This window comes from Demequina iriomotensis (assembly GCF_000971395.1).
GTDB classification, from domain to species: Bacteria; Actinomycetota; Actinomycetes; order Actinomycetales; family Demequinaceae; genus Demequina; species Demequina iriomotensis.
In genome coordinates this window covers 107,312-133,032 of record NZ_BBME01000015.1, presented here as the reverse complement: position 1 = coordinate 133,032, position 25,721 = coordinate 107,312, and the positions used below count along the sequence as shown (strand labels likewise).

Sequence of the window (25,721 nt, the reverse complement as noted above, 5' to 3'; positions counted from 1 at the left end):
TGCGGCATGAGGCTGGGGGCGGCTGTACTTCCGCGCGCATCGGCGCAACAGATGCACGGTAGGAGCGGCTGGTCGCGAAAGTACCTTTTGCGGCTTTTGCTCTCCGATCTCTTCGTCGTCACTCTGATCATGGTGATGGCGCAGGCTGCCCGGTTCGGCTGGAACCCCCTCGAGCGAGTATCGGGCGACCTCGCTCCGCCGTACCTCCTGGTGACGATCGCGATCGGCGCACTGTGGATGCTAGAGCTTACGGCGACGCGCTCGCGCTCGGCGCGGATCCTCGGGCACGGCCCGCAGGAGTTTCAGCGTGTCATCGCTGCCGGTTTCTGGACCTTCGCGATCGTCGCGATCGCGGCGTTCCTGCTCAAGCTCGACATCAGTCGTGGCTATCTGTTCTTCGCGATCCCCTTCGGGACTATCGTGCTCCTCATATATAGGGCCGCGTGGCGATTGTGGATCCACTCGCAGCGCGACGCCGGGTACCTGCAGGCGCAAGTCCTGGTCGTGGGACCGCTCCGGACATCGCAGCAGATGGTGCGACGGATCAATGGCGCTCGCCGCGCTGGCTACCACGTCGTGGGAATCTGCACTCCTCCTGGGGACTCAGCGACAGAGGTGGACGAGGCCGAGGGAGTACCAGTTCTCGGTCCGCTGGGTGATCCTGTGCTGCAAGCCGCAGCCATAGGCGCGGAGTTCATCCTCTTGTCTGGCAGCGACGCCATGTCCCTGCGAGAAGCACGCTCTCTCGGCTGGTCGCTCGAGGGTTCGGGCATCGGTCTGATCGTCGCACCGTCGATGGTCGACGTTGCTGGGCCCCGCGTGCAGATGTCTCCCGTTGAGGGCCTTCCACTGCTGCACGTCGAGGAGCCGCATTTCAGCGGGCCCAAACTGGCGCTCAAGTCAATCGCAGACAGGGTGGGTGCCGTCCTCGCGCTAGTGATGCTGTCGTTGCCCATGCTCGCCATCGCCGCCGCAATTCGCATCACGTCGCCTGGGCCGGTGCTGTTCCGGCAGGTTCGCGTGGGACGCGACCATCAGCTGTTTGAAATGCTCAAGTTCCGCTCGATGTACACGGACGCGGAGGTGCGGCTCGCTGACCTCGAGGGTTCGAGCGACGGCAACGGCGTTCTCTTCAAGATGCGTCAGGATCCGCGCGTGACGCGCGTCGGCAAGGTGCTTCGCCGCTACTCGCTGGACGAACTCCCACAGCTCATCAACGTCCTGCGAGGTGAGATGTCCGTGGTGGGGCCGCGACCGCCATTGCCGAGCGAGACCGAGTTGTGGGATGAGCGGACCGCCAGACGCCAACTGGTACGCCCCGGGTTGACCGGACTGTGGCAGGTGAGCGGCCGTTCCGACCTCTCGTGGGAAGAAAGCGTCCGGCTCGACCTCTACTACACCGAGAATTGGAGCTTGGGCGGGGATGCGTTGATCGTCGCGAGGACCGCATGGGCGGTGCTGGCAGGCCGGGGCGCCTATTGACACGCGGATGACTACTTTGCAGGCAAGGAAAGACCATTGCGACCCAGGCGGCGCAATGGAGGATTGGATAGGACTTCAGTGAAGATCGCGATCATCGGCACGCGCGGCTACCCGAGTTACTACGGTGGCTTCGAGACAGCCGTCCGCAAACTGGCGCCGTTCCTTGCCGATCGTGAGCACGATGTAACGGTCTATGGTCGTCGCGGCGGCACGAAGGCCGACGACCCCACGCGCGATCCGCGTGTGAGGTCAATCGAGACGCCAGGCATCGAGAGCTCGGCACTCTCCACTCTTTCCCACGGCTTGACAGCGGTGCTGCACGCCCTCGTCAAGCGGCCAGATGCGGTACTGGTGATGAACGTCGCTAACGGATACTGGCTGCCGCTGCTGCGTTTGGCGCGCATCCGCACGGTGGTCAACGTCGACGGTATCGAATGGGAGCGGGCGAAGTGGTCGCGCCTTGGCAAGTTCGTCTTTCGTCTTGGGGCGCGGCTCACCGCGACTCACGCCACAGTGCTCGTGGTGGACTCGGTAGAGATCGGCAAGACGTGGGAGCAATTATTCGGTGCAACGACGACGTTCATCCCGTACGGAGGCGAAGAGGTCGCCGAACTTCCGCTCAAGGATGAGTTCGCGAGCGGCGAATACGTGCTGGCGGTGGCGCGCTTCGTTCCTGAGAATACGATCGAGGAGTTCTTCGACGCCGCCGAACTGATTGCGGCGGAGAGGCCGGTCGTGATCGTCGGGTCGAGCGGCTACGGCGGCCCACTCGATGAGCGAGCAGCCGCGCTCGCGGAACGCCACGCGAATGTCCATTGGCTGGGGCACGTCAGCGATGACCCGCGCTTGTTCGCGTTGTGGCAGCACGCGGGTGCGTACTTCCATGGGCATAGCGTCGGCGGCACCAATCCGGCCTTGGTGCAGGCAATGATGTGCGGCGCTCCGGTAGTGGCCCGAGATACCAAGTACTCGAGGGAGGTTCTTGCCGATTCTGCGCGATTCGTAAAGCCGGTGCTCCACGACATCGCTGAGGCTCTCTCCGAAGTTGCACAGTCGCGTGAAGCGCAAAAAGCCCTCGGCTCCGGGGCCCGTGAGCGCGCTCTGAAGCACTATAACTGGCAGGGTGTGTGCGAAGCCTACGAGACTGCGCTTCTCCCGGGGAGTGCTCATGACGTGGTCGGAAACGGACCATGAGTGCGCAAATCGCGGTCGCAAATGCATTGCCGGCGGCACTTGACCACTACGCACGCGAGCTTGGGCAAACTCTCGAGCGCATCGGCGTCACAGACAGTCTGCTTGGCGTGTCTCCAGTCGAGGGGCTCGATGGATTCCGTGGCCGGGCGCGCATGCTCACGAACGCGCTGGCAAATCGCTCGCTCAGATCGCGTCATGGTGGACCCGTGCTCGACTTGTGGCCCTCGCTTGGATTGCTCGAAGCACGGTCCGTCAGCGCCCCGCGCTCACCGCAGCTACTCGTGTTGCATGACCCGGTGCCGCTGCGACGGCAGGTCGGATTCGGGCCGTTGGTCACGCGATGGGCGGCTTCAGCACCATCGAAAAAGCGCCCGACAATTGTCGTGCATTCTCATGCCGCGGACAGGGTCGTTGAGGAACTGTTGCCGCAGCATGTTCGTCGCTTCGCGTTGCACCCAGTGCTTAGCCACGAGCCTATCGGTGCCGAATCCCTGTCGAATACTGTGCTGATCGCGGGGCAGTTCAAACCGGCCCGTGACGTCGAACTTATTGCGGCGCTCGGCAGGCTCCTGCCACAGCATGGGCTTCGTGGCCGAATCGTTGGCCGCGGTTGGCCCGACCTCGCAGGTTGGGAAGTCGAGAACCGATTTGTTCCGGAGAGTGAGCTCGATGAGCTTCTTGCCTCGGCATCCGCCGTCGTCCTGCCTTACTCGCACTATTTCCAGAGCGGCATCGCTGTTCGTGCACTCGAGAACGGCACCTTGACGGTGGGCCGTCGGACGGACTTCCTCGAGGTGCTTGTCGGTCGACGTTCGCCTTCACTCGTGGACTCGGGCACGGCACACGCCTATGCACGAGCGATTGTCGAGACGGTGTCCCTTGATCGCTCTGGCGCCACCCAGGCGCTCGGTGACTTCAGACGCCGTGTCGACGAGTCATGGAATGCGCTGCTGGGAGAACTGGCGGGTGATTACCGTGCCTAGCCCGATCAACACGGTCGAGGACGTACATTCGGTCACGAGCCCGCCTGTCTCGGACGAAGACGCCCATGTAGAGGCCCAACCAGCGGGGGCAGGCGCACCCGCTCTCCTGCTACTCGGGCTCTTCGTCATCGCGACGGTGGTGTCGTTGCAGGTCGGCGACCTATTTGGCGTGATCGCAACCCTCGCGGTCGCCATTGCTGCGTTGATCGTGCCTCTGGTTGTAGCGGTTCAGCGGAGCCACGATCTCGCGCCATTCTTGGCCGTCCCAACGGTGCTCTCGGTACTCCAGAATGTCTACCTGCTGCCGGTGGCGGGTCAGGTCAGTACCGATGCCATGCAGGCTGTGATCGTATTCAATTGGGCCTATGCCGTTGTGCTCGTTCTCGTGCTCGCAGCCATTGCGGGTCGAGGCAGAACTGTCGAGAACGAGCGTGTCGGTCGGCTCAAGCGCGTGGGCGCATGGTCGCTGGCGGTAGTGGCATTCTATGGCGCTGCGCTTGGCCTTCTACACGGTGCTTCGCCGATCGCGATGCTCGCGACAACACGCAACCTTACGGCCCCGTTCCTGTTCCTTCTTATCGGTCTCTACGCCAGCCGGCGCGCGAGTGCAAGGCGATACGGCTTCTACATCAGCGCGCTCGGTGTCGTTTCAGTAGCATTCGGAGTCTACGAGAGGTACCTGGTCCCGAGCTTCTGGATAGACGCGGGGATCGCGGAGCTCTGGTCCAAGAAGGGCATCGAGGTCAATGCGGGGACCGGGCTGCCGAGCAATTTCCATTCGTCCGAGATGCTGGGTGGGGAGCAGCTTCGGCGCATGGTCGGAACGTTTGCGGATCCGGTGAACTTCGGAACATTCCTTTTCGCCGCGTTCGTCCTCTCGTGGTACTTCAGGCGACGGTTCGTTGCGCTCCTCATGCTGCTCGCCGCCGTACCTGTAGTGTCCAAGGGCGCGTTTCTCGGTTTCCTCGTCTACGCCACCGTGTGGACGCGCTACTTGGCTGATCGTGTGGTGTTCGTCTTGTCGTTGGTGACCACCGTTGCCGCTGGCGTGGTGTTCTATGGATTTACTCAAAGTAGTTCCACCGGCAGCACGACAGCGCATATCAATGGCCTGTTCGCAGCGTTCTTGGAGCTGCCAACTAACCCATTCGGGCACGGCGCCGGGCGAACCGGCGTCCTTGCGGGGCTGTTTGGCGAGGGAGCCGAGTCAGCGGTTACCGAGAGTGGTCTCGGGGCGATCGTGGGCACGCTGGGAGTTGTCGGCGTCGCTGTGTTCACCGTATTTCTGGTCGGGCTCGCACGGGCGTGCCTGAGCATCGTCGACTTGCGCGCGCGCGTGGCAACGACGGCGCTCTTGCTAGCTTTTGTCCTCAACATGATGTTCAACGAAGTCGCGCTAAGCCCAAATTCCTGTGCGGTGTACTTCGTTGCGCTTGGCTTGCTCATCGGACAGTCCTTGTCGAAGTCAGAACCTGCTCGCGCTGCTTTGCCGCGCCCGTTGGCCGGGGCCTCGCGCCGGCGACGAAGCGCCGGACGTCGCTCCGGATTGCACGGGAGCGTGCAGTAGGTGGCGGCCCCGCGCGGCGCAAGTGCGCGCCGGGATGTCTTCGCGACTGTACTTTCGTCTGGGCTTGCAATCGGGGCTCAGTTCGTCGCGATGGCCGTCTTGGGGAGAGTGCTCGGTCCCGCAGAGTTCGGTTCGGTAGCGGTCGCAACGGCTATCGCGGCGCTGGTGCAGACTATTCTCTACATGGGTCTGCCAGAAGTTGAAATCCAGCTTCACGAACTCTCGCGGCGCCTCCACTCGACCCTATGGTGGGTCAATGTGGGCGTGGGGCTGGGCCTTGGCGTGATCGTAGCTTCGTCCGCCTCGGCAATTTCGGGATTCTACGGCGAGCCCGATTTGGCCAGCGCACTAATGCTCGTCGCGTTTGCGCCGGTGCTCTTGGGGACGCACGTGCAGTCGCGCGTAGCGCTCATCAGGCTGGGCAGACTCCGTGCTCTTGCATGGTGCGAGGTATCCGCCGGCGTGGTGGCGGCGACGGTTGGTGTCGTTCTTGGATTGGCGGGCGCCGGGTACTGGTCAGTCGTGGCGATTCCCGTAACCCAAGCGTTGGTCGTTTCTGTCGCTGTGATCGCGGTCGCGGGCTGGCGCCCCGGACGCCCTGGTCGGCTTGGTGACGCGCGTGACGTGCTCGCGAACGGCGCGCGCATGTTCGGAGTGCAAACGCTGAGGAACTCGGGACGACTCATGCTTGTTCCTGCCGTGGCAACAGCGCTCCCGTCGCACGCGGTCGGACTGCTTGACCGAGCGCAGCAGTTTGCCACTGTTCCGGTGACATCGGTTCTGAGCCAGTTGTCACGTGTGGCAGTGCCTCGCCTCGCACGTGACAGTGGCGCGGAGCTGTCTCGCCGCTGGCTACGCGTCCACCTGGCCGTGACCGCGGGCTCGGCGGTGATGTTTCTTCTGCTGGCAGTCTTGGCAGATCCGGTCGTCATGCTCGTGCTCGGTAACGGATGGAACGAGGCTGTGCCGCTCCTCCAGATCCTTGCGCTCGCGTCGCTCGCGCGAGCCTCGGCGCTATCCAGTGACTGGGTGCTGGCTGCATCGGGGCGGTACGCAGTGCTGTTGCGATTCAACGTGATAGCGCAGCCACTGGTGCTGGCATTCGGAGTGCTAGGACTTTTCGGGGGAGTTCGTGGTGTAGCAATTGGCACGTGTGCGGGCGCCTGGATCGCGACCGTGGTGCAGCTCGCGGTGACCGCGCGGATTGTCGGTACGTCGCAGTGGACCCTCTGGCGAGATACTGCGATCGCGATCCTCGGCATCGGTGCGCCTGCAGCAGGATGTGCTGCGCTCGTGTCGAGCCAGGTGGACGGGGTTCTGCCCACACTCGGAGCGGCTCTGGCGGCACCGATCGTTATCGCATGCGCGTTGGTACTCGGCATAGCGCCGTTGCGCGAGTACGCAATGTCCAAGGTAGGCCGACAAGCGGGCGGGCGGTCGTCTATATGACCGTGCATCTGGCTCCCGTCCACGCGGTGGCGCAAGCGAGACGTGTGAAGCGCGGACGCCTGCGAGTCGACTTGCATTTTCCAGTTGCACTAGGAACGTGGGGGAACCAATGAGCACAGAATCGAGAATGGTCTTCGTCGGTGGCCTGCACCGCAGTGGAACCACGCTAGTTGCGCGGATCCTTGCCGAGCACCCTGACGCTGCAGGCCTGGTGGACACCGGCGTAATGGAGGACGAGGGCCAGTTCCTACAGGACGTCTATGTCGATGACGCGCGCATGGGGACGCGCTGGGGCCGGGCCCGCGGTCAAACCTTGGCGTGGTCGCGACATCCGCTGGCCCACTTGACGGAGGTCGACGCGCGACGGATCCCGGATGGACGTGAGCGGCTCACCGCCGCATGGGCGCCCTATTGGTCGGTGTCTGGTGCATCGGTGCTCGTCGAGAAGACGCCCAGCAACATCATGAAGACTCGGTTTCTTCAAGAGATCTTCCCCGACGCGCGCTTCGTTGTAGTTATGAGGAATCCGATCGCTCAGGGCTTGGCCGTGCGAAAGTGGGCGCCGCGGGCGATGCAGATAGGCTTGAACTTTCACCGAGCAGTTGCGCACTGGGACCGCGTGCACAAGTCGTTCGAGATCGATCGTCCCTACTTGCACAAGGTGTTCGTTGTCTCCCACGAGGAGCTTGTTGCCGAACCCGAGCGCGTCATAAGGTCGTTGGACGATTTCTGTGGGCTCGCGCCCCGAACTCACAGCGAAATCGAGGTGCGCGACGAGTCTCGAAAGTATTTCGACTACTGGGATACGATCGGGAAGGGTCCAAGGGCTGTGGGACGCTTCGAGCCGCTGAACCCCATTCAACGGCGTCTCAGCTTCATTCCGCGGCTCCTCGAGACCTTCGTGGCTCCGGTATTCGGCCCCCGCAATCATCGGGTGCTCGCCCGAGAGTTCGCAGCAGGTATCCGAGCGCGCGGATACGATATCGACGATCACAACGTCTTCCCGACTATCGCTCAACTCAACCCGTAATCCGTAGATCGCGGAGGATACCGATGTGCGGAGCGCGTTTTTGGACGATGCCATGCGGAGACAGGGTAGTTCGCAAGTCGATGCCGCGGGTGCGGGGGATGATCGCGGCAGCGGCTGACACGTGTCACGTCGCTATCGCGCCGCTGCAGACCACCCTTGCGGCATAGGCCGTGTGATCCCAACGCCGGCAGGCTAGCGTGAGCGCCATGATCGCGATTACACCATGTCCACGCGGAAGCACGGTCGGGCGTGGCTGACCCCGATGACGATGAGGATGGTGCGCCGCGCGACCGCCGCCGCATCTGGCCCTGGGCAGTCACGGCACTAGCTATCGCGATCATCGCCTGGGCTGGTGCCCTCGCGTGGGACGCGCTCCAGCTCGCTGGCGCCGCGCGCGACGTCAAGCAGCAAGCATCGGCGGCCCAGGCAGCGCTCAAGGAACGCGACGCCGCCACACTCAGCGCCGAGGTCGAGGCACTGCAGCGGTCCGCGGCCACACTGGCCGCGGCTACGGACGGCCCGCACTGGTGGATCGCGACGCACCTGCCCTGGGTCAAGAACCAGGCGATCCCCGTCGTCGCCGTGGGCGAGGCTGCGACCGTCCTCGCCGACGATGTCCTTGATCCGCTCTCCGACCAGGCCGTGATCGACGCCCTCGAGGTACCCGGCTTCGAGAACGGGCGCATCGACCCGGACATCTTCGCGGCAGCCCAGGCGCCAATGACCCAGGCCGACGACGCTCTCGCGGCGCAGATAGACGCGCTGGCCGCCCTCGACCTCTCCCGCACGGACCAGCTCATCTCCGAGCGCATCATCGACCTCCGCGACCAGCTGCGCGAGGTGGGCGACCTAGTGCACGGTGGTCGCGTCGCGGCCGAGCTCCTTCCACCCATGCTCGGCGGCGAGGGCGCGCGCACTTATCTAGTCATGGTGCAGAACAACGCCGAGCCCCGCGCGATCGGCGGCATACCCGGCGCGATCCTTGAGCTCAAGGTCGACGAAGGCCGCATGGACCTGGGGGAGTACGTCGCCGCCTCGAACCTGGTCGACCGCGACGGCGTCGGCGGCCTCACCGCGGACGAGCAGCGCATCTTCACCGACCGCATGCAGGTCTACCCCCAGGACGTCACCTTCACGCCCGAGTACCCGCGTGCGGCCCAGATGCTGACGCGCTTCTGGCAGGCCGACGGTCGGGATCCCGTCGACGGCGTCGTCTCCGTCGATCCGGTCGCGCTGGGCTGGATGCTCGACGGTGCCCCTCCCATCGAGGTGGGCGACTTCACGCTGCGATCGGGCAACGCCGCGCGCGTGCTCCTCAACGAGACGTACCTCAAGTACCCGGACCCCAAGGACCAGGACGCCTTCTTCGCCGATGCGTCCGCGGCGCTGTTCGACGCCGTCGCGTCCGGCAAGGCGACGGCGCTCGGCGGGGTCGAGCGCGCCATCGAGGCCGGGCGCCTGCTCGTGTGGTCCGCCGACGCGGACGAGCAGCGGAAGCTCGCCGACACCGGCATCGCCGGTGCCTTCCTCGAGCAGGACGATGCGCTCGGCCTCTTCGTCAACGACGGCTCCGGCGCAAAGATCGCGTGGTACATCGACACCGACACCACGGTGACCGACCACCTGTGCACAGACGGCTCCCTGGCGGGCCAGACCGTCGAGGTCACCTTCACCCACACCTTCGACGGCGACGTCGACGCGCTGCCGTCCTGGGTCAAGGGCACCGAGATCACGGTGCCCGCTGGCCGGTTCGCCGCGAACGTGCTGCTCTACCCGGCTGCGGGAACTTTCGTGGCGGCGGTGCGCCACGACGGCGAGGCCGCAGCGATGAACCCCGAAGTCCACGACGGTCGAAGCGTCGTCGAAATGTGGCTGAATATCGGCCCGGGGGAATCCACCACGCTCGATTTCGACATTGACACCACAGCGACAGGCCTGCTAAGACCATTGTTCGAGGCGACTCCCGGCCCGAAACCCAATGTTTACACGGCTGCCAAAGACGGCAATTCGGACAAATGTTAAAGTGGCCACGTCCGCCAACGCGTGTGTTTTGCGCCGCAACCTTGGAGGTAACAATGATCGTGCGTACTGTCGCCACAGCCGCACTGGGCACCGCGATCGCGCTGGCTCCGGCCGTCGCCGCATCGGCTGAGACCTATCCGGCTCCCGAAGGCAGCCTTACCTGCAGCGTCACCCAGATCCCCGTCGATCAGACCTTCACGTGCACCATCACGTCGACCGGTGACTACGCGCAGCTCCAGACGGTCTTCTCCGGTGACGACGCGACGATCGCCGGCACCGTGACGTCTGCAGAGGTCGCGCTGGACGGGACCGCGGACTTCACTGTCACCGCCCCCAGCATCGTCGGCACCATCGGCATCACGGGCATCGTCGACGGCGAGGCGATCGACACCGCGTCCGTCGAGGTGGTCGCCGAAGACACGGGCGGCACGACCACCGGCGTCGCAGGCGCGGGCGGTGGCGGACTCTCCGGCACCGGCTTCGAGAACGAGGGCCTCGCGATCGGCGCGGGCGTCCTGCTGGTCGCCGGCGCCGCGACGGTCTACATCGCGGCTCGCCGCCGGGCGAACCACTCCTGATCTCCAGTTCGTAGGGCCCCGCTCGCTGAGGCGAGCGGGGCCCTACGTGCGTGAGGGGGTGAGTTGCGTGCGGTTCGGCGAACCGTAGCTCGCCTCCCGGGCTACCGCCGCGCCCGCTCGCTGCGCTCGTTGCTGTCGTAGCGGTACCCGTAGCGCCCGTAGCCGTACGCATCCGGGCCTTTGGTGGCGAGCATCGTGAGGACGAGCCCCGACAGCGGCGCACCCACGGTCTCGAGGGACGCGATCGCACTGTCGACCTGGTGCGAGTGCGTCTTCCCCGACGCGACCACGAGCACGGTCGAACCGACCAGTCGAGCGAGTACCGCGGCGTCTGTGACGGGCAGCAACGGTGGCGCGTCGTAGAGCACGTAGTCGTAATCCGCATCGAGGCGGTCGACCAGCCGCTCCATCAGCGAGCTGCCGAGCAGCTCCGACGGGTTGGGCGGGATGGATCCGGCGGGCAGCAGGTAGAGCTCCGAGTGGCCCCATCGCTGTACCGCCGAGGTCAGATCGACGCGGCCGATGAGCACGTCCGTGAGTCCGACGGCGTCCTCGATGCCCATGTAGCTCGCGATCTTGGGGCGGCGCAGGTCGGCGCCGACCAGCAGCACCCGCGCCCCCGCATCGGCGAGCGTGATCGCGAGGTTCGCGGCGGTGGTGGACTTGCCCTCGGAGGGCACCGACGAGGTGAGCACGAACCTCTTCTCGGGACGGTCGGCGTCGAGGAACTGGAGGTTGGTGCGCAGCGTCCGGAAGGACTCGGCGCGGATGCTGAGCGCGTCCTCGTGGACGATGAGCGGGCGCTGGCGTGCATGCGGGTCGTAGGCGATCCCTCCGAGCACGGGCGCATCTGTGATGCGCTCGAGGTCGCGCTCATTGCGCACGCGGGTGTCGAGCGCAGCGCGGATGAGCGCAATCCCCACGCCGAGCGCGGCGCCCACGACGAGGCCTAGGGCGACGTTGAGCGACTTCTTCGGGCTCTCGGGGTGCTGCGGGACCTCGGCCTCCTGCACCACGGTGAGCCGCACGGGCGAGCCGGCCTCGATGTTCGTGGTCTCGATCTCCTGCACCGTCGCGATGAGCTGGTTCGCCGTCGCGGTCGCGAGCGAGGCCGCGAACACCGGATCCGCATCGTGCGCCGTCACGTCGATGACCGTGGTGTCCAACGGTGCCGTGGCGCTCACCTGGAGACGCGCACGCGCGACGGGCCAGCTGAGCGCGAGCTCCGAGAGCACCGGCTGCAGCACGGCCGACGTCTTCACCAGGTCTGCATAGGTCTTCACGCGCTGTTGGGTGAAGGAGTTGCCCTGAGCAAGTTCGCCTACGCTCTCCGAGTCCGCGGTGGAGACGAATACCGTCGCGGAGGCGCCGTACGTGGGCGTCGCAAGCATCCCGTAGCTCAGGCCCACCAGACCGCCGAGCGCCGTCAGAGCGACGATGACCACCCAGTTCTTGCGCAAGATGCGGATGTAGTCGCCCAGCTCCACTCGTGCCTCCCGAGGGCCGAAGATGGCATTTGCCGCAATTGTCACACGGACGCGGCCGATGCGGGAGGGGCCTCGCCGAACTGGTTGGCATATTGATTTGTCCAGGTATGGTGGGTTTCGTGACCGCGGGAGCGCAGCACCGGATCTCCGCCGCCGAACGCATGTACGGCGGTCAGGGCTGGGCGGGCAAGTATCAGCGGCGGCTGTTCGTCTCCGACGTCTTCGTGGTGGCGCTCGTCATGGTGGGTGCCCATGCAGCGCGCTTCGGCTGGGATCCCCTCTACCGGGTCGCCGGCCCGTCCGCCCCGGCGTACGGCGTGGTGAGCGCCGTGATCGCAACGATGTGGGTGATCGCGCTTGGCGCGACCAAGTCGCGCGAGCCGCGCGTGCTGGGGCATGGGCCCCAGGAGTTCCAGCGGGTGGTCGCCGCCGGGTGGTGGACCTTCGCCGTCGTCGCCATCGTCGGCTTCCTCACGCAGTGGGACCTGAGCCGCGGCTACCTCATCTTCGCGCTGCCGCTCGGCACGCTCATCCTGCTGGTCTACCGGCTCGCCTGGCGCAACTGGATCCACGCGCAGCGCGATATGGGCAGGCTGCGCGCGCAGGTGCTGGTGGTCGGACCTGTGCGCACGTCCGAGCAGATGATCGCGCGCCTCACGCACAAGCCGCGCGCGGGCTACGCCGTGATCGGCGCCTGCGTGCCCGAGGGCACCGATCCGGCGCTCCGCGACCTGGAAGGGGTCCCCGTGCTCGGCGCGGTCTCCGAGGCGGTCGAGATCGCGAAGCGCGCGAACGCGGAGTTCGTGCTCATGTCGGGAACTGACGAGGTCTCGCTGGGGGATGCACGCCGCATCGGCTGGCAGCTCGAGGACACGGGGATCGGTCTGATCGTCGCCCCGGCGATGGTGGACGTGGCGGGGCCGCGGGTGCTCATGAGCCCGGTTGAGGGCCTTCCCCTCCTCCACGTGGATACAGCCCAGTTCCACGGCGCGAAGTACATCGCCAAGGAGATCTACGACCGGGTCTCCGCAGCGTTGATGCTCGCCTTCATCGCGGTGCCGATGCTCGCCGTGGCCGCGGCGATCAAGCTCACCAGCCCCGGTCCCGTCTTCTTCATCCAGCAGCGCATCGGCAAGGACGGCAGCCCTTTCGGCATGTACAAGTTCCGCTCGATGGTTGCCGACGCCGAGCGCCAGGCGGCCGACGTCATGGGCGGCGAGCTCACGCCCTTCTACAAGAATGAGGACGACCCGCGCATCACGCCGCTCGGACGGTTCATGCGCCGCTACTCGATCGACGAGCTCCCGCAGCTCATCAATGTCCTCAAGGGTGATATGTCCATGGTGGGGCCTCGGCCGCAGGTCGCCGCCGAGGTGGCGCACTACGGCGACCTTGCGCGTCGGCGCCTGCTGGTCAAGCCCGGGATGACGGGCCTGTGGCAGGTCTCCGGGCGGTCATCGCTGACGCCCGCCGAGTCCATCCGCCTCGACGCGTACTACGCCGAGAACTGGAGCATCGGCGGCGACGCGGTCATCATCATGCGGACCATCGCAGCAGTGCTGGGGAGCTCAGGGGCGTATTAGCGGACGAGGCAGTCTCACGGCGGGGGTGTCCATGGCGGGTGCGGAGGTCGGGTCTATCCCCGAGGCTGCAGATGCATCGTCGCCGCGCGGGGACGATGCGGGCGGGAAGCGTGCGGATATCCAGGCGTTGCGTGCGCTCGCCGTCGCGCTGGTGCTTCTCTTTCATCTGTGGCCGACCCGCGTGCCCGGGGGGTTCGTAGGCGTCGACGTCTTCTTCGTGGTGTCTGGCTTCCTCATCACCGGCGTGCTGATGCGCGAGCTTTCACGAGATGGCCGAATCTCGCTCGCGCGGTTCTGGGCGCGGCGTGCGCGGCGACTCCTTCCCGCCTCCCTTCTGGTCCTTGCCGTCACGCTTCTCCTCACCGTGACCTTTCTGCCGCAGACGCAATGGGCCGTGACCGCACCGCAGGTCATGGCGTCGGCGCTGTACGTCGAGAACTGGTTCCTTGCGCGGCAGGCAGTCGACTACTGGGCGACCGAGGGCGGGGCGTCGCCGGTGCAGCACTACTGGTCGCTCTCTGTCGAGGAGCAGTTCTACATCGTGGTGCCGGTGCTCATAGTGATCATCGCCGCCGTGATGCGGCGCCGTCCGTCCGGCGGCGTTCGCGCGCTCATCATCGTCGTGACCGCGCTCTCCTTCGCGTTGACGGTGCTCTACCCGGCCCGTGCGAGCGCCGCCTTCTACTTCGTGACTCCCACCCGGGCATGGGAGTTCGGAGTAGGTGCGCTGCTGGCCTTCGCCCCCGCGTCGCAAGGCTGGCGGCGAACTCGGGGGTTGGTCGCATGGGCGGCGGTCGCCGGCATCGTGGGGGTCGCCTTCATGCTCGACGGCGACACGGTATTCCCCGGTTGGGCCACGCTGCTGCCGGTGCTCGGCGCAGGTGCGGTGATCGCGGCCCGGGCAGACGGTGGCTGGTCGCCGATGATCGTCGGCCGCGCGCGTCTCGTGCAAGGTGCGGGCGATATCTCATACTCGATCTACCTGTGGCACTGGCCGCTCATCGTCGTCGCGCCGTGGGTCCTGAACCGCCAGCTTCAATGGTTCGACAGGGTCGGCATCGTGATGGCCACCGTGATGGTGGCTGTGGCGTGCTATCGGTATGTCGAACAGCCGGTTCGCACCCAAGGGTTCCTCATCCGACGTCCTTCCTCTGTCTCGCTGGTCGTCGCGCTCGCATCGTCCTCCGTGGTGGTGGCGGCTGGCGGGGCCGTCGTCGTGGGAGTCGAGAACACCAAGGCGCGCGACCGTGCCGTCGAAGCCTCCATCGCAACCGTGGTGGGCGACGCCCACGGCTGCTACGGCGCCGCCGCCATCGCGAACGGGCCCGACTGTGCGGACCCGGTGCTCGACGGAGTGGTCGCGCCTTCTGCGCTCACGGCAGTCGATATGGCAGCGAAGGTGTGCTGGGGCGAGAACGAGTCCGGGCTGGTGCCGTGTGAGTGGGGAACGGACGCTGCGCACGCGACCGAGACCGTTGCGCTCGTGGGCGACTCTCACGCTTCTCATTGGCGGCCCGCGCTCGTCGCGGTCGCGGAGCAGCGCGGGTGGCGCATCCTCGAACTCACCCGCGCCAGCTGCCCTTTCAACCTCGCGAGCAGGTCGGGGCCCGGGATTGCTGCGGCGACATGCGACGCGTGGAACCGCGAGGTCTCGAGGTTCCTCGGCGCCGAGCCGGGATTGTCGCGGGTGTTCACCGCCGGGTTCTCGCAGCAGGAGTACCTGGCGGATGGTGCCGCCGCCTCGTACACGGCCGGTGTCGATGGCTACGTCGACGCGTGGGCGGGCCTGCCGTCGACGGTCCATGTCGTCGCCCTTCGCGACGTCCCACGCCCGTTGCACGACGTCGTGGACTGCGTCGATGCACTCCCCGACGTTGCGACGATGCTCGAGTCGAACTCATGCTCGCTGCCCGAGGACGTCGCGCTGCTCGAGGACCCGATCGTCATGGCTGTCGTTGAGGCGCCGGGGAGGGCCACGCTCCTCGACCTGACCGAGTACTTCTGCCAGGAAGGGATGTGCGACCCGGTCATCGGCCACGCGATGGTCTATCGCGATGCGCACCACATCACCACGGGCTACGCCCGTTCCCTCGCGCCCTACCTTGCTGCCGGGCTCGAGGTGGGGGCCGATCGCCAGCTGGTGACCGCGGCAGCCGGCTGAAGCACATCGTCAGTCGACGGCGAGGCGAGCCAGCCAGCGGGACAAGTCGCGTCCGGTGAGATGCTTGAGCGCCTGTGTCTCCTGGGCGAAGGCAAGTCGTATCTCGACGGGCAAGGTCGCGGCATCGGGCATCGGCGGCGGTGTGCGTCCCGACGCGTTCGCCCTGCCGAGCAGATCGCGCACGCGCGCGCGTGCCGCGCGAGACGGCACCACGCGGTGTACTAGACGCTTCGCTCGTCCTCCCTGCCGGAACGTCATTGCGGAGAGGCGTGTGCTCCGGGGCACGGTGGCGACGTTCGATGCACGGGCGGCGGTCCACCCCGTCGGGTCTCCGTCATGGCCGACGGCCTCCAGGATTCGTGCGAATATCCGAGCGCCCACGTCGGGGTTCACCAGGTCCTCGAACAGGAAGGTGTGAACGTGGTGGCCCTCGCCGGACCAGCGTTGCAGATGGCGGTGATAGAGCCCGGTCCAGGCAAGCTTGTTCGAGGGGTCCGAGCGGCGATCAGCTGTGCGGATGCTCCGCTCGAGAGCGTCGCCGAAATCCGAGCCGCCCGCGGCCGCAGCCGCATCGACCTCGCGCGCGAGCGCGCCGGCGAAAGACGCGGGCTGATCGCGACCACGCGCTTGATTCATCAAGAACTGCGAGTAGGCGCGGCCCAGGGGCTCGCGGAGTATCGCGACGACGGGCAGCGCGCCGACGGTCTCGCGCACGCGACCCGGCGCCCAGAGCGAAGGCAGGCAACCAGGGTCGATCTCACCCCGCAGGGTGCCCGAGGCTTCGGCGAATCGAGCCAGATACCATTCCTCACCACGGGCGAAGACGTTCTCCTTGCTGAAATAGTAGGTCTCCTTCGGTGTCGGCAAGGCGATGTCGCCTTGCTCGAGCATCCAGTCATGGAGCGACGTGGTTCCGGCCTTCTGAGCGCCGATGCAGAGGAAGTCCACCAGCCTCATGCGATCCCTCCTCGGCTGCGTTCGTCGTGCGCCATCGGTTCGGATGCATCGTGCGGGTCGCCTGCCTTGCCACCTCGCACTGAGCGCGCGTAGGTCGCCAGGGAGCTGATGTCCGTGCGAGTGCGGCGCGATGCGGCGATGCAGGCGCCTGCGCCTGCGCACGCGAGGGCGCATCCGAGGCTGAGTGTGGCGAGGTCGTCGAGCCCGAATGGGCGCGCGGCGGCTGCGCACAGCGCGGTCGGGAGTGCGAACGTGAGCAGCGCTCGTGCCTGCGGCCGCACCAGCGCGAGCGAGTGGAATCCGGCGGCCCGAGCCGCGTAGATCGCCGCGCACGGCCAGTAGGCACACCACGCGATCGCCGAGGCGACGGCTACCCCCTCGACGCCCCAGGGGAGTCCGGCGAGCGTCGCTACCGAGACGGCCGGGATGGCGAACGCGCCGAATCGCAAGGAGGCGCGCGCGTTCCCGGAACCCAAGAACAGCCATTGCATCGACTCGCCCAGGGCCTGGAAGATCGCGGCGATGGCGACGAACTGGAGGATCTCGCCCGCGAGCGACCAGCCGTCGCCGAGTGCGACCCGCGCGACCTGGGGTGCGAGCGCTGCGACAACGGCCAGGGCAGTCGCCAACCCGTACGCCACCGGTAGCTGTGCCCGTCGTGCATAGCGCTCGATCAGGTCGGGCGTGTCGCGCACCCGCGAAAGCACCGGCACCGCGACCCGTTGAAGCTGCTGCACGCCCATCCCGACGGGGAGCTGTGCCACGCGTGTGGCGCGTTCGTAGGAGCCCAGCGCAGCAGGCGCCACCGTGAGACCCATGACGGGGACGATCACCGAGCGCGAAGCATTGCGCAGCACGTTATAGGAGAAGATGTGCACCGCGACCTTGACGATAGGGCGGACCTCGTCGTGCCACGCGCCCGGCCTCGTCGGGATCCAGCGGGCGACCGCGATGAGCGCGACCCCTGTCAGCGCGGGCTCGGCCATCGCCTGCGCGGCGACTCCCGCATAGGGGTACCCGACCGCGGCGAGAGCGAACGCGGTGCCGACCGCGATGACCTGGGCGCCGAACTCGACAGTCGCGATCGTGCCGAATCGAAGCTCGGTCACGAGCTTGAGGCTCGACTGCTGCCGCAGGCCGACCATCACGGGGATGAGAGCCGTCCACCGCAGAACCTCGCCGAGGACGGGGTCCTCGTAGAGGTGGCCGAGCGCGTACGAGCAGGCGAACACGGCGGCACCGGATGCCGCTCCGATCGCCGTGTTCGCGAGGAACAGCGACGACCGGGCCCGCTGGGAGAGCGGTGGCGCCTGCGCGATCGCCATCGGCAACCCGAACATCACGATCATCGTCGCGAAGGAAACGATGGCGGTGGCGATCGCGACGGTGCCGAACACTTCCGGTACCACCAGCCTCGCCATGACCATGAGGCTCACCGTTCGCACCGCGAAGATGCCGGCTTGCGAGATGACGACGCTCAGAGCGCCGCGCGCGCCTTGCCGCGCGAGGCCTTGAGGGCTATTCGGCGCCATGCCGCGCCCGCGCCACGTCGGCAGCCGTTCCGATCGCGTGGATCACGGCACGTAGCCGGTGATCTCGAGCTCGCGGCCGAACATCTCGCCGATCCGTGCGATCTGCGTGTCGGTGAGCACATCCCGGTAGGCGCGCCGATCCGCCCGATGCGAGGACTTCGCCCGCGGGAGCTCGAGCGGCTCGCCGAGCTCGAGGCGCGCACCGATCTCCGCAGCGCTTTCCCTCAGGTCCTCGAACCTGAAGAGCCTGTCGACAGCGACCTCGCCGTCGATGGTGAAGATGTCGACGTTGCGTTGAAGCCGGGTACACGCCTCGGACGCGAGGAATGCGTCCATCGGAGGACGGTCCGGGCCCTGGTGGGTCCAGTAGTACATCGAGATGACGGCATCCCACGGATTGCGCACGAATGCGAACTTGAAGTAGGAGTTCCAGACCTCCGAGCCGACCGTGCTGCGGATCCTGCGCGCGGGCATGTGGTCGAACAGCTCAGGCCTGCGCCGTTTGACCACGAGCGTCGCCACGTTGCGCGTGGTGTAGCGGTGGTAGGGGATGAGGTAGTTCTGTGCCCCGCTGCCTCCCACAGCCTCGCGCAGCTCGTCGTTCTCGTCTCCAGGGTGAGGTGTCACGATGTCGTCGGGCCCGCAGGTGGCGCTCAGCGCGAGCTCGAGGCTCGAGCCTGCGGTCTTGCGGGTGCGGACGAAGATGTAACGGTGCTCGTGGGAGACGATCATGGTGGTCTTCCTCCGACGTTTGGGAGCCTCGGCCCTGGTCTCGTCGCCTCATCGTGCATGGACTCCCGCTCGCCTCGCAAGGGCGGCGCGCTGACGGCTTTTCATACTGTTCGTCCGAATCGAGATCTGATTACGATGAGACTCATCGAACGGAGGGGCGCTGAGTGGACGTCAGGCGGGTCGAGCGATTCGCTCACGACGGTTGCGCGGCCGGCTCGCGCGTCCCGCCCGCGGAAGCCGCGTGCCGCTGATGCGTGTCCTCGTCTGGACGCGTGCGTTCCTGCCCGCCTCCGAGACTTTCATCCGTGCCCAGTCCGATGCGCTGCGTGGCTGGGACGTTTCCTGCGCGGGCCTCACCGCTGTCGAGTCGCCGTTGCGTCGCGCTCAGGACCTCGCGCTCTACGGCACCGGGCCGCTCGACTCGGCCCGAGCGGCGCTGGCGCTACGTGCCGGGCGCAGCGGGCGCATCGTCCGGCTGCTCGCAGAGCTGCGACCCGACGTGGTGCATGCGCATTTCGCGTCAGCCGCGTACCCGTTGCTGCGTGCCGTCGAGCGCGCGCGCGTGCCGCTCATCGTGACCGTTCACGGCCACGACGTCACGGCGGCCCTGAGTGGGGGGTCGGCCCTCGGGCGGTGGCTCCGGAAGCGGCGTGTGCGCGCCGTGCTCCGTCGCGCCGACCAGGTGGTCGCGGTGTCCTCCTTCATCGCCGCGCGCGCGATCGAGGCTGGCGCGCCCGCCGAGCGTGTCACGGTGCGCTACATCGGCACCGACGTCGAGGTGCCTCTCGCGGGAGACGACGAGGAGCGCGACGTGATCTTCGTGGGCCGCCTGGTCGAGAAGAAGGGGGTAGGCGATCTCATCGATGCGCTCGCGGTGCTTGCGGATCGCGGCATCGATGTGAGTGCGACGGTGGTGGGCGACGGGCCGATGCGTGCAACGCTGGAGAAGCGCGTGCGCGAGCAGGGCCTTCGAGTCGAGTTCGTCGGGTCGCGCCGCCCTGCCGAGGTCCGCGACCTGTTGGCGCGCTCACGCATGTTCGTGGGGCCGTCGAAGACGGCGCCGAACGGGGACGCAGAGGGGTTCGGCATGGTGTTCATCGAGGCCGCCGCTGCGGGCCTTCCCGTCATCGCCTATCGGCACGGCGGTGTGGTTGAGGCGGTCGCTGATGAGCGGACGGGCCTCCTCGCGCCCGAGGGTGACATCGAGCAATTGGCTGGACGTATCGCGCGCCTGCTCGACGATGACGAGCTGTGCGCGCGCATGGGCGCGGCGGGCCGCATGCGCGCACGCTCCGAGTTCGATCTGATGCGTAACACGGCAGCCCTAGCCGAGCTCTATGCGTCGTTCACGCGCGACGGACACGGACGGGTCGCCGGTGCACGGTAGTGACGCGCTGGGCACGGACACGGCGGCTCCGGCTCAGCCGCGGGCTCCGGCGCCGTAGACCGTGCTCGTCCGCCTCCTCCATGGTCCCGACCGCTGCACGGTGAGCCGCGTAGCCGACTCCCATCGTCATCCAGAACACGAGCGCCGTGGGAGGCAGCCAGAACGCACCCTCGACCGTCGACGCCACCGCGTATGCGGCGACACCATAGCCTGCGCCGCGCGCGACGGCCGAGGGGCTCTTGTGAAGGGTGCGCCACGTCCTCAGGACCACCGCGAGGAAGAGGGCGAGCGCGATGACGCCCCCCACCATGTACACCGCGCCGTACGTGATCTCGTATGCGCCGCCGCTGTAGGCCGCCACGCCGTCCGGTCCCACCAGCACCGCGATCGGGTTGCTGGCGGACGATTCGATCAGCGCGACCAGGCGCGGAGTTCGGCCCGCTGCGTTGACGAGCGAGTCCACATCGGGTGTCTGGAACAGCCGCGTGGTCAGCTGCGGGAAGAAGCCGAACAGCACAGGAATTGCGAAGAGGAGCCCCGCGCCGAGCATCACGCGCGCTGCGGCGCCGGCAGGCGAGGCCGCGCGGGTGAGCACGAACCTGAAGAGGATGTACGCCGCGAGTCCCAGCCAGACGCTGCGGGAGAGAGTGAGCATCCCCAGCACCAGGAACGCCGTGAACCCGACGAGCCGCCACCGCCCCTTCATGGCCTCGTGCGCGACACCGAAGATGAGGATGAGGTTGACCCCGAAGATGTTGCCGTTCTGATAGGTCGCGAACAGCTTCGAGCTGCCCTCGACGCGGTTGTCCTTGCGCAGATACCACTCGGGTCCCGACTGGAAGTCCGTGAGGTTGACTGTGATCCCAGGCAGGGCGACGGCGTTGACGCCCAGGACGTACTGCGCGACCCCGTAGGTCGCTAGGGCCGCGAAGCCGATGACGTAGATCCGTGCGAGCATCTCGATCTCGCCGGGGCGGCGGGCGCTCGCAACCACCGCGAAGAACATGAGGGGCGCGAAGACGAGGGAGAAGGCGAAGCCGAAGTCGAAGGTGCCCAGGACCGCCGACACGATCGTGCGGACGGCCATGTACGCGATCAGGAGGCCGACGAGACCGTTGAGCCCGGTATGCGGCACGCGGTTCCTCGCGAGGACCGCGATCGCCCCGATCGTCAGGAGCCCGAGGAACAGGATGTTCCCCAGCGTGACGGGAATGTCGCCCACCTTGACCCCGGCCTTCGGGATGACGAGGTTGACCGCGGCGACCACCGCGACATACGCGAGCATGAATCGCCTCATCGCGCGGCCCCGTCGAAGGTTTGCTGCAGCGACGCGCGGATCGCGCGCTCCAGGCGTGAGACCACCGCGTCGTCGCCATAGACCGCTGGCGCGTGTGCGGTCTCCTCGCGCAGCTGCGCGAGCCGTGCCGGATCTCGGACAAGCGACCCGAGGGCCTGTGCGAGGGCATCCGCATCCCCCGCAGGCACGAGGAGACCGCCTCCGACGCGTCGGACGATCTCCGCAGGTCCGCCCTGATCGGTCACGACGACGGGCCGTCCAGCGCAGAGAGCCTGCACCACAGTCTGCCCGTAGGGCTCCGGATCGATCGATGTGCTCAGCACCACATCGGCCCACTCGAGCGCAGGCGCAATGTCGTCGACGTGGCCGACCAGGTCGACGGTGCCGTCGCTGGCGGCAGCGCGTGCCGTGATATCGCGGAGGTAGTCCTCCTCGCCGAACTGAGGGGCGCCCGCCACACGAAGAGACACGCGCACCCCTGAGTGCTGAGCGCGAAGCCGCGCGATCGCCTCGATCGCGACATGGATCCCCTTCCACGGCGCGACGCGGTTGAGCGACAGGACTCGCAGCTCGCGGTCGCCGGTGAATGGCGACGAGGCTCCGTTGCCCTCGACTCGCCGAGATCCGCTGACCGAGTACGTGACCTCCAGGGGCACGTGTGCGAGCGACGCCGGGACGGTCGAGGCACTCCATTCACTGTTGGCGAGAACCGCGTCGAAGCCGGGCAGCACCAGGCGCGTATACAGTGCTTTGCGCCAGCCAGGCATCGCGGCGCGTGTGAAGCCGATGCGCAGGAGGCACAGCCGTGGGCGGACGCGGCTGCGCGACAGCCGGAGGGCCAGTGCGGCGCGAAGGCTGTTCGCGACCACGACGTCGGGAGCGAGGGCGTCGAGGGCGTCGCGCAGCGCCCGAGCTCGGCGAATGGCTGACGCTCGGCCGGTTCCGGGACCGAGCGTCACCACGTCGTGGTGTGCGGCACGGAGCCGTGCAGTCAGCGGTCCGTCCTGCAGGATGACGGCGCTTCGTTCGAGGTCGCTCGGGAGGTCGAGGTACTGGGCGAGCGCCAGCTGACCGCCGCCGAGTGCTCCGGAGTGGTCCACGAAGGTCACCTTCAGCCCGTCCTTCATCGCGTGGCCTTCCAGGTGGAGAGGTCACGCCCCAAGAGGTCCTCGAGGCGTGCGACGTCGGGCGCGAACCATGCCCGGATCTCCGCCTCGAGCGCGGGCGAGATCGCCTCGCGGGGCTTCTCGACCCGCATCTTCCCCTTGAGCGTGCGGACCGCCGGGGTGTCGTGCTCGAGCAGCATCATGCGTGCGGCATGCATGGGCTTCACCAGCGCCTTCGGCGGGTGCAGCAGCGCCTTCGACAGTGCGGGGAAGCGTGGCGCATGCGCCTGGTGCACCGGCGCGAACTCCGTGCGTCCGTCCCGTGGGAGGCCCAGAAAGTCGAGCGCGCGCGCGTACGCCGCGGCAGGGTCGGCGCGGAGGTCGTCGAGAAGCAGCACCAGGCGCTGGTCCTCGGGCGCCGCCGCGAAGAACCGCTCGACCTGATCTGCGAACGCCGCGACCCTGCGATAGAGCACCTGGTCGCCAACCGCGCCGGGTGGGAGCCCGTGCCCCTGTTCGCGGGCGTCCTGAAGCCTCCATGCCGCCTCGAAGTCCTGCAGGTCCTCGCAACGTACGTAGTACTGCTCCCCGTGGAAGGCCTGCACCACCTCTACCGGGTCGCGCAGCATCGCGATGAACCGTGCCTCGGGAACCTCGCCCAGGACTGCGGGGACCGCTGCCGAGGAACGCAGGTAGCTGGTCGATCCCTCACCGATCACGGCGTGGGTCGCAGGATCCGCGGCGGCGAACAGCGCCCGGTACTCGGCCAGGTTCGCCGGCACCATCTCGTGGCGGCCCTTGGGGATGTCGGTCGCCCAGAAGTGCGGCTCCTTCGGTTGTGAGAAGAACACATCGGGCCGCTCGCTCAGGTACTGCGCGAGCGCCGTCGTGCCGCACTTGGGTGCGCCGACGATGAAGGTGTTCGGCATCGCGGTCATCGGGACACCGCCGAAGCCTGCGCGGAGCGCTCGAGCACGGTGTCGACGCGCCGCGCGACGTGGTCCCAGTCGTAGCGTTCCCGCCACGACGCAGCCGGGGTCACCGTGCCGAGCTCGGCCGCACCGCGCATGCCTGCGGCCCACTCGTGGGGGTCCGTGGGGGAGCCGACCGGCACCCCGGCGTCGCCGACGATCTCCGCGATGCTCGGGCACCCCGCCCAGTAGGCGATGGGCGTTCCGCAACTGACGGCCTCGAGTGCGGGCAGGCCGAAGCCTTCTAGCGTCGATGGCATCACCAGTGCCGCGGCCGCCCGGTAGATCCCTGCAAGCGTCTCGTCGTCGACTCCGGTGACCACCTCGACTCGTGGCTCGACGCCGAGCCCGGCGGCGAGCTGACGGACCGCGGTCGCGTGGGGGGTCACCGCGACGAGCCGCGCATCGCGATCGACGGCGAGCGCGGCGAGCGCGGTGATGAGGTTCTTGTGCGGCTTCGTGTTGCCCACGTAGACGAACGTATCCGGGTCGCGCGTCGAAGCGGGGTCGGGGCGGAACGCGGGGGAGCAGCCGTTGCCGACGTCGACCACCTCGACGTGCGCATCGTCCACCCATGACTCGATCGCGCGGCGCGAGGTCTCCGAGACCGTCATGACCACCCGGGTCCGCCGGACGGCTGGGCGTACCACCCGCGAGTAATAGGCGCGCTTGAGGGGCGTCGCCTGTTCCGGATCTTCGAGATGGATGAGGTCGTGGATGGTGAGGAGCTGCGTCGCGCGCGTCGGTCCCGCGGCGTACCCAGGGGAGTAGAGGCGGTCGTCCTCGCGCAGGCGCCACCGCGCTGGCCGGAGCGCATCCAGCGTCGTCGTCGGGTTCCCATGGAGCCGGGGCACCGGTGTCCAGGCAGCCGTGAGCCGTGGCAGCACCTCGGATGCGAAGCGTCCGATGCCGTGGGCGCCCGCGTAGCGGGTGTCGACGTAGAGGGTCATGCTGCGTGCTTCACCGCGCCGTCGACGGCCGCGGTGATCCTCGCGTCGAAGGCCGCGGCGTCGAAGTGGCGGGCGCGCTCCCTTGGTCTGGCCATGTCGAGGTCGACGGCGGAGAGGATCGCGGCGGCGAAGCCGCGTGGCGAGTCGTCCTCCGAGAGCGTCCCGCCGCCGGTCAGCTCGACAGACTCGTGGGTCCCGCCATCGGGGTTGGCGACCACCGCCGTGCCCGAGGCGATCGCCTCGACCGGCATGATCCCGAAGTCCTCGACGGCGGGGAACACGAACACCGCCGCGGCCTCGTAGAGCGCGTAAAGGAGAGGTGTGGAGGGAGCCACCACGAAGGTGACGGGAACGCCGACCTCCGTCGCGAACTGCCGCAGGGAGGCCTCAAGCGGCCCAGCTCCGGCGATCACGGCGGGCAGCCCTGCAAGCGCGGCCGCTTCGATCACCGCGTCGAGACGCTTGTACTCGACGAACCTCGACGCGCCGAGGACGAAGCAGTCCGGGAGGGCATCGAGCGCCAGAAGCTCATCCTCGGTGAGCTGACCCCGCCAGGTGGCCTGCTGGATCCGCGCCACCTCGACAGGCGGATGAACGACGTCCGCGTCGCGCTGCCACGCCTCCTCGATGCGGTCGCGCACGAAGGCGCTGTTGGCGATCACGCCGTCGAGCTCTCTTGCACGTCGACGGTCGAGCCGTTTGAGCATGGGTGCTGCCGCACGCGCCTGAGGCGTGCGTCCGCGCGCGTCGTACTGAGGCGCCCAGACATAGCGGGCCGGTGTGTGGACGTAGGCGATCTTCGGCACGCGTCGGTCGTGCTCCGTGACGTGATGCGCGAACAGGTGGCTGCTCGCGAGGATCCAGTCGAAGTCGCCGTCGTGGCGGTCGCGCCATGTCGACGGCATGAAGGGCAGCGCGACGGCCTTGCTGTGCCACAGCGGACTACGCGCCAGCCAGGTCTCGTGCACCGTGCGGCCGGCGTACCTCGCTCCGCGCGTCTCGTCCCAGAGGCACAGCAGCTCGGCATCGGGGAAGGCCTGCATGAGGCGGTCGACCACGTTCTCGGATCCTCCGCGCGGTGCGATCCATTCGTGCACGATCAGCCCGTGGTCCATGCGTCGCGCCCTCCTCGCAGCTCGCGCGCGCCGGGTGCCGCCGCGCTCCAGTGCGCTCTCAGGGTGCCATGAATCATCGCAAAAAGTGCATAGTGGGACGCGAATCGCCTGGCAAGCCAGGTTGCAGCGGCCGGATCG

Annotated in this window: 20 protein-coding genes; 11 read left to right on the top strand and 9 right to left on the bottom strand. The window is 67.4% G+C overall.

The features are described 5' to 3' along the window. Window positions 1–6 precede the first annotated feature (6 nt). The 8 genes from AOM09_RS10490 to AOM09_RS10460 all read left to right on the top strand — a co-directional run bounded on the left by AOM09_RS10490 (window position 7) and on the right by AOM09_RS10460 (window position 10,305). A complete protein-coding gene (locus tag AOM09_RS10490; protein WP_169747649.1) occupies window positions 7–1,482 on the top strand; it encodes a sugar transferase in 1,476 nt (491 codons plus the stop codon). A 78-nt stretch (window positions 1,483–1,560) separates the two neighbouring features. Further along, window positions 1,561–2,676 (top strand): glycosyltransferase, encoded by a 1,116-nt coding sequence (locus tag AOM09_RS10485; RefSeq protein WP_156162336.1) that lies wholly within the window; start codon window positions 1,561–1,563, stop codon window positions 2,674–2,676. Then, window positions 2,673–3,659, top strand: a complete 987-nt coding sequence (locus tag AOM09_RS15235; protein WP_156162335.1) for a glycosyltransferase family protein — start codon at window positions 2,673–2,675, stop codon at window positions 3,657–3,659. The genes AOM09_RS10485 and AOM09_RS15235 overlap by 4 nt, the downstream gene beginning before the upstream one ends. After that, on the top strand, window positions 3,652–5,226 hold the full coding sequence (locus AOM09_RS10480) for a hypothetical protein (RefSeq protein WP_156162334.1): 1,575 nt from the start codon (window positions 3,652–3,654) through the stop codon (window positions 5,224–5,226). Before AOM09_RS15235 ends, AOM09_RS10480 begins: the two co-directional genes overlap by 8 nt. Continuing rightward, window positions 5,227–6,675: an oligosaccharide flippase family protein gene (locus AOM09_RS10475; protein WP_062387915.1), complete on the top strand. Its 1,449-nt coding sequence runs from the start codon at window positions 5,227–5,229 to the stop codon at window positions 6,673–6,675. It begins immediately after the preceding gene. A 127-nt stretch (window positions 6,676–6,802) separates the two neighbouring features. Continuing rightward, window positions 6,803–7,705, top strand: coding sequence for a sulfotransferase family protein (locus tag AOM09_RS10470; RefSeq protein WP_062387912.1), 903 nt, complete (start codon window positions 6,803–6,805; stop codon window positions 7,703–7,705). Between the two features lie 249 nt (window positions 7,706–7,954). Further along, window positions 7,955–9,727, top strand: a complete 1,773-nt coding sequence (locus AOM09_RS10465; RefSeq protein ID WP_062387909.1) for a DUF4012 domain-containing protein — start codon at window positions 7,955–7,957, stop codon at window positions 9,725–9,727. A 53-nt stretch (window positions 9,728–9,780) separates the two neighbouring features. Continuing rightward, window positions 9,781–10,305: a hypothetical protein gene (locus AOM09_RS10460; RefSeq protein WP_062387906.1), complete on the top strand. Its 525-nt coding sequence runs from the start codon at window positions 9,781–9,783 to the stop codon at window positions 10,303–10,305. Between the two features lie 101 nt (window positions 10,306–10,406). On the opposite strand, the gene AOM09_RS10455 is transcribed toward AOM09_RS10460, so the two are convergent. Continuing rightward, window positions 10,407–11,792, bottom strand: coding sequence for a tyrosine-protein kinase domain-containing protein (locus AOM09_RS10455; protein ID WP_062387903.1), 1,386 nt, complete (start codon window positions 11,790–11,792; stop codon window positions 10,407–10,409). A gap of 119 nt (window positions 11,793–11,911) precedes the next feature. Here AOM09_RS10455 and AOM09_RS10450 point away from each other — a divergent pair, with 119 nt between their 5' ends. Together AOM09_RS10450 and AOM09_RS10445 are read left to right on the top strand one after the other, a co-directional pair. Then, window positions 11,912–13,375, top strand: a complete 1,464-nt coding sequence (locus AOM09_RS10450; protein WP_169747647.1) for a sugar transferase — start codon at window positions 11,912–11,914, stop codon at window positions 13,373–13,375. 31 nt (window positions 13,376–13,406) lie between these two features. Next, the gene (locus AOM09_RS10445) at window positions 13,407–15,536 is read left to right on the top strand and encodes an acyltransferase family protein (RefSeq protein WP_062387898.1); all 2,130 of its coding nucleotides are present in this window, start codon (window positions 13,407–13,409) and stop codon (window positions 15,534–15,536) included. A gap of 9 nt (window positions 15,537–15,545) precedes the next feature. Here the strand turns inward: AOM09_RS10445 and AOM09_RS10440 are convergent, their stop codons facing one another. Genes AOM09_RS10440 through AOM09_RS10430 form a run of 3 tightly spaced genes read right to left on the bottom strand, consistent with a single transcriptional unit; the run spans window position 15,546 to window position 18,757 of the window. Further along, window positions 15,546–16,493, bottom strand: coding sequence for a hypothetical protein (locus tag AOM09_RS10440; protein ID WP_062387894.1), 948 nt, complete (start codon window positions 16,491–16,493; stop codon window positions 15,546–15,548). Then, window positions 16,490–18,025 (bottom strand): oligosaccharide flippase family protein, encoded by a 1,536-nt coding sequence (locus AOM09_RS10435; protein ID WP_082099033.1) that lies wholly within the window; start codon window positions 18,023–18,025, stop codon window positions 16,490–16,492. The genes AOM09_RS10440 and AOM09_RS10435 overlap by 4 nt, the downstream gene beginning before the upstream one ends. 42 nt (window positions 18,026–18,067) lie before the next feature. Then, complete coding sequence (locus AOM09_RS10430; RefSeq protein WP_062387881.1) at window positions 18,068–18,757, bottom strand: sulfotransferase family 2 domain-containing protein; 690 nt, start codon at window positions 18,755–18,757, stop codon at window positions 18,068–18,070. Window positions 18,758–19,007: 250 nt separating this feature from the next. Here AOM09_RS10430 and AOM09_RS10425 point away from each other — a divergent pair, with 250 nt between their 5' ends. Then, window positions 19,008–20,144, top strand: a complete 1,137-nt coding sequence (locus tag AOM09_RS10425; protein WP_156162333.1) for a glycosyltransferase — start codon at window positions 19,008–19,010, stop codon at window positions 20,142–20,144. Here AOM09_RS10425 and AOM09_RS10420 read toward each other — a convergent pair. From AOM09_RS10420 to AOM09_RS10400, 5 genes are read right to left on the bottom strand one after another with little or no spacing between them, the layout of a single operon-like run. Continuing rightward, window positions 20,104–21,429 (bottom strand): O-antigen ligase family protein, encoded by a 1,326-nt coding sequence (locus AOM09_RS10420; RefSeq protein ID WP_062387875.1) that lies wholly within the window; start codon window positions 21,427–21,429, stop codon window positions 20,104–20,106. The two genes, AOM09_RS10425 and AOM09_RS10420, sit on opposite strands and share 41 nt — an antisense overlap. Window positions 21,430–21,437: 8 nt before the next feature. Next, window positions 21,438–22,568, bottom strand: a complete 1,131-nt coding sequence (locus AOM09_RS10415; protein WP_062387872.1) for a glycosyltransferase family 4 protein — start codon at window positions 22,566–22,568, stop codon at window positions 21,438–21,440. Beyond that, on the bottom strand, window positions 22,565–23,485 hold the full coding sequence (locus AOM09_RS10410; RefSeq protein ID WP_062387868.1) for a sulfotransferase family protein: 921 nt from the start codon (window positions 23,483–23,485) through the stop codon (window positions 22,565–22,567). Before AOM09_RS10410 ends, AOM09_RS10415 begins: the two co-directional genes overlap by 4 nt. After that, window positions 23,482–24,468 (bottom strand): glycosyltransferase family 4 protein, encoded by a 987-nt coding sequence (locus AOM09_RS10405; RefSeq protein WP_062387866.1) that lies wholly within the window; start codon window positions 24,466–24,468, stop codon window positions 23,482–23,484. Before AOM09_RS10405 ends, AOM09_RS10410 begins: the two co-directional genes overlap by 4 nt. After that, window positions 24,465–25,583: a glycosyltransferase gene (locus tag AOM09_RS10400; protein ID WP_062387863.1), complete on the bottom strand. Its 1,119-nt coding sequence runs from the start codon at window positions 25,581–25,583 to the stop codon at window positions 24,465–24,467. Before AOM09_RS10400 ends, AOM09_RS10405 begins: the two co-directional genes overlap by 4 nt. Window positions 25,584–25,721 lie beyond the last annotated feature (138 nt).

Bases quoted from the DNA above. Each gene is read 5' to 3' on its own strand.
- AOM09_RS15235 (WP_156162335.1), top strand. From the start codon at position 2,673: ATGAGTGCGCAAATCGCGGTCGCAAATGCATTGCCGGCGGCACTTGAC.
- AOM09_RS10445 (WP_062387898.1), top strand. From the start codon at position 13,407: ATGGCGGGTGCGGAGGTCGGGTCTATCCCCGAGGCTGCAGATGCATCG.
- AOM09_RS10405 (WP_062387866.1), bottom strand. From the start codon at position 24,468: ATGACCCTCTACGTCGACACCCGCTACGCGGGCGCCCACGGCATCGGA.
- AOM09_RS10415 (WP_062387872.1), bottom strand. From the start codon at position 22,568: ATGAAGGACGGGCTGAAGGTGACCTTCGTGGACCACTCCGGAGCACTC.
- AOM09_RS10440 (WP_062387894.1), bottom strand. From the start codon at position 16,493: ATGAGGCTGGTGGACTTCCTCTGCATCGGCGCTCAGAAGGCCGGAACC.
- AOM09_RS10410 (WP_062387868.1), bottom strand. From the start codon at position 23,485: ATGACCGCGATGCCGAACACCTTCATCGTCGGCGCACCCAAGTGCGGC.
- AOM09_RS10420 (WP_062387875.1), bottom strand. From the start codon at position 21,429: ATGCTCGCGTATGTCGCGGTGGTCGCCGCGGTCAACCTCGTCATCCCG.
- AOM09_RS10400 (WP_062387863.1), bottom strand. From the start codon at position 25,583: ATGGACCACGGGCTGATCGTGCACGAATGGATCGCACCGCGCGGAGGA.
- AOM09_RS10460 (WP_062387906.1), top strand. From the start codon at position 9,781: ATGATCGTGCGTACTGTCGCCACAGCCGCACTGGGCACCGCGATCGCG.
- AOM09_RS10490 (WP_169747649.1), top strand. From the start codon at position 7: ATGAGGCTGGGGGCGGCTGTACTTCCGCGCGCATCGGCGCAACAGATG.
- AOM09_RS10430 (WP_062387881.1), bottom strand. From the start codon at position 18,757: ATGATCGTCTCCCACGAGCACCGTTACATCTTCGTCCGCACCCGCAAG.
- AOM09_RS10425 (WP_156162333.1), top strand. From the start codon at position 19,008: ATGCGTGTCCTCGTCTGGACGCGTGCGTTCCTGCCCGCCTCCGAGACT.
- AOM09_RS10435 (WP_082099033.1), bottom strand. From the start codon at position 18,025: ATGGCGCCGAATAGCCCTCAAGGCCTCGCGCGGCAAGGCGCGCGCGGC.
- AOM09_RS10470 (WP_062387912.1), top strand. From the start codon at position 6,803: ATGGTCTTCGTCGGTGGCCTGCACCGCAGTGGAACCACGCTAGTTGCG.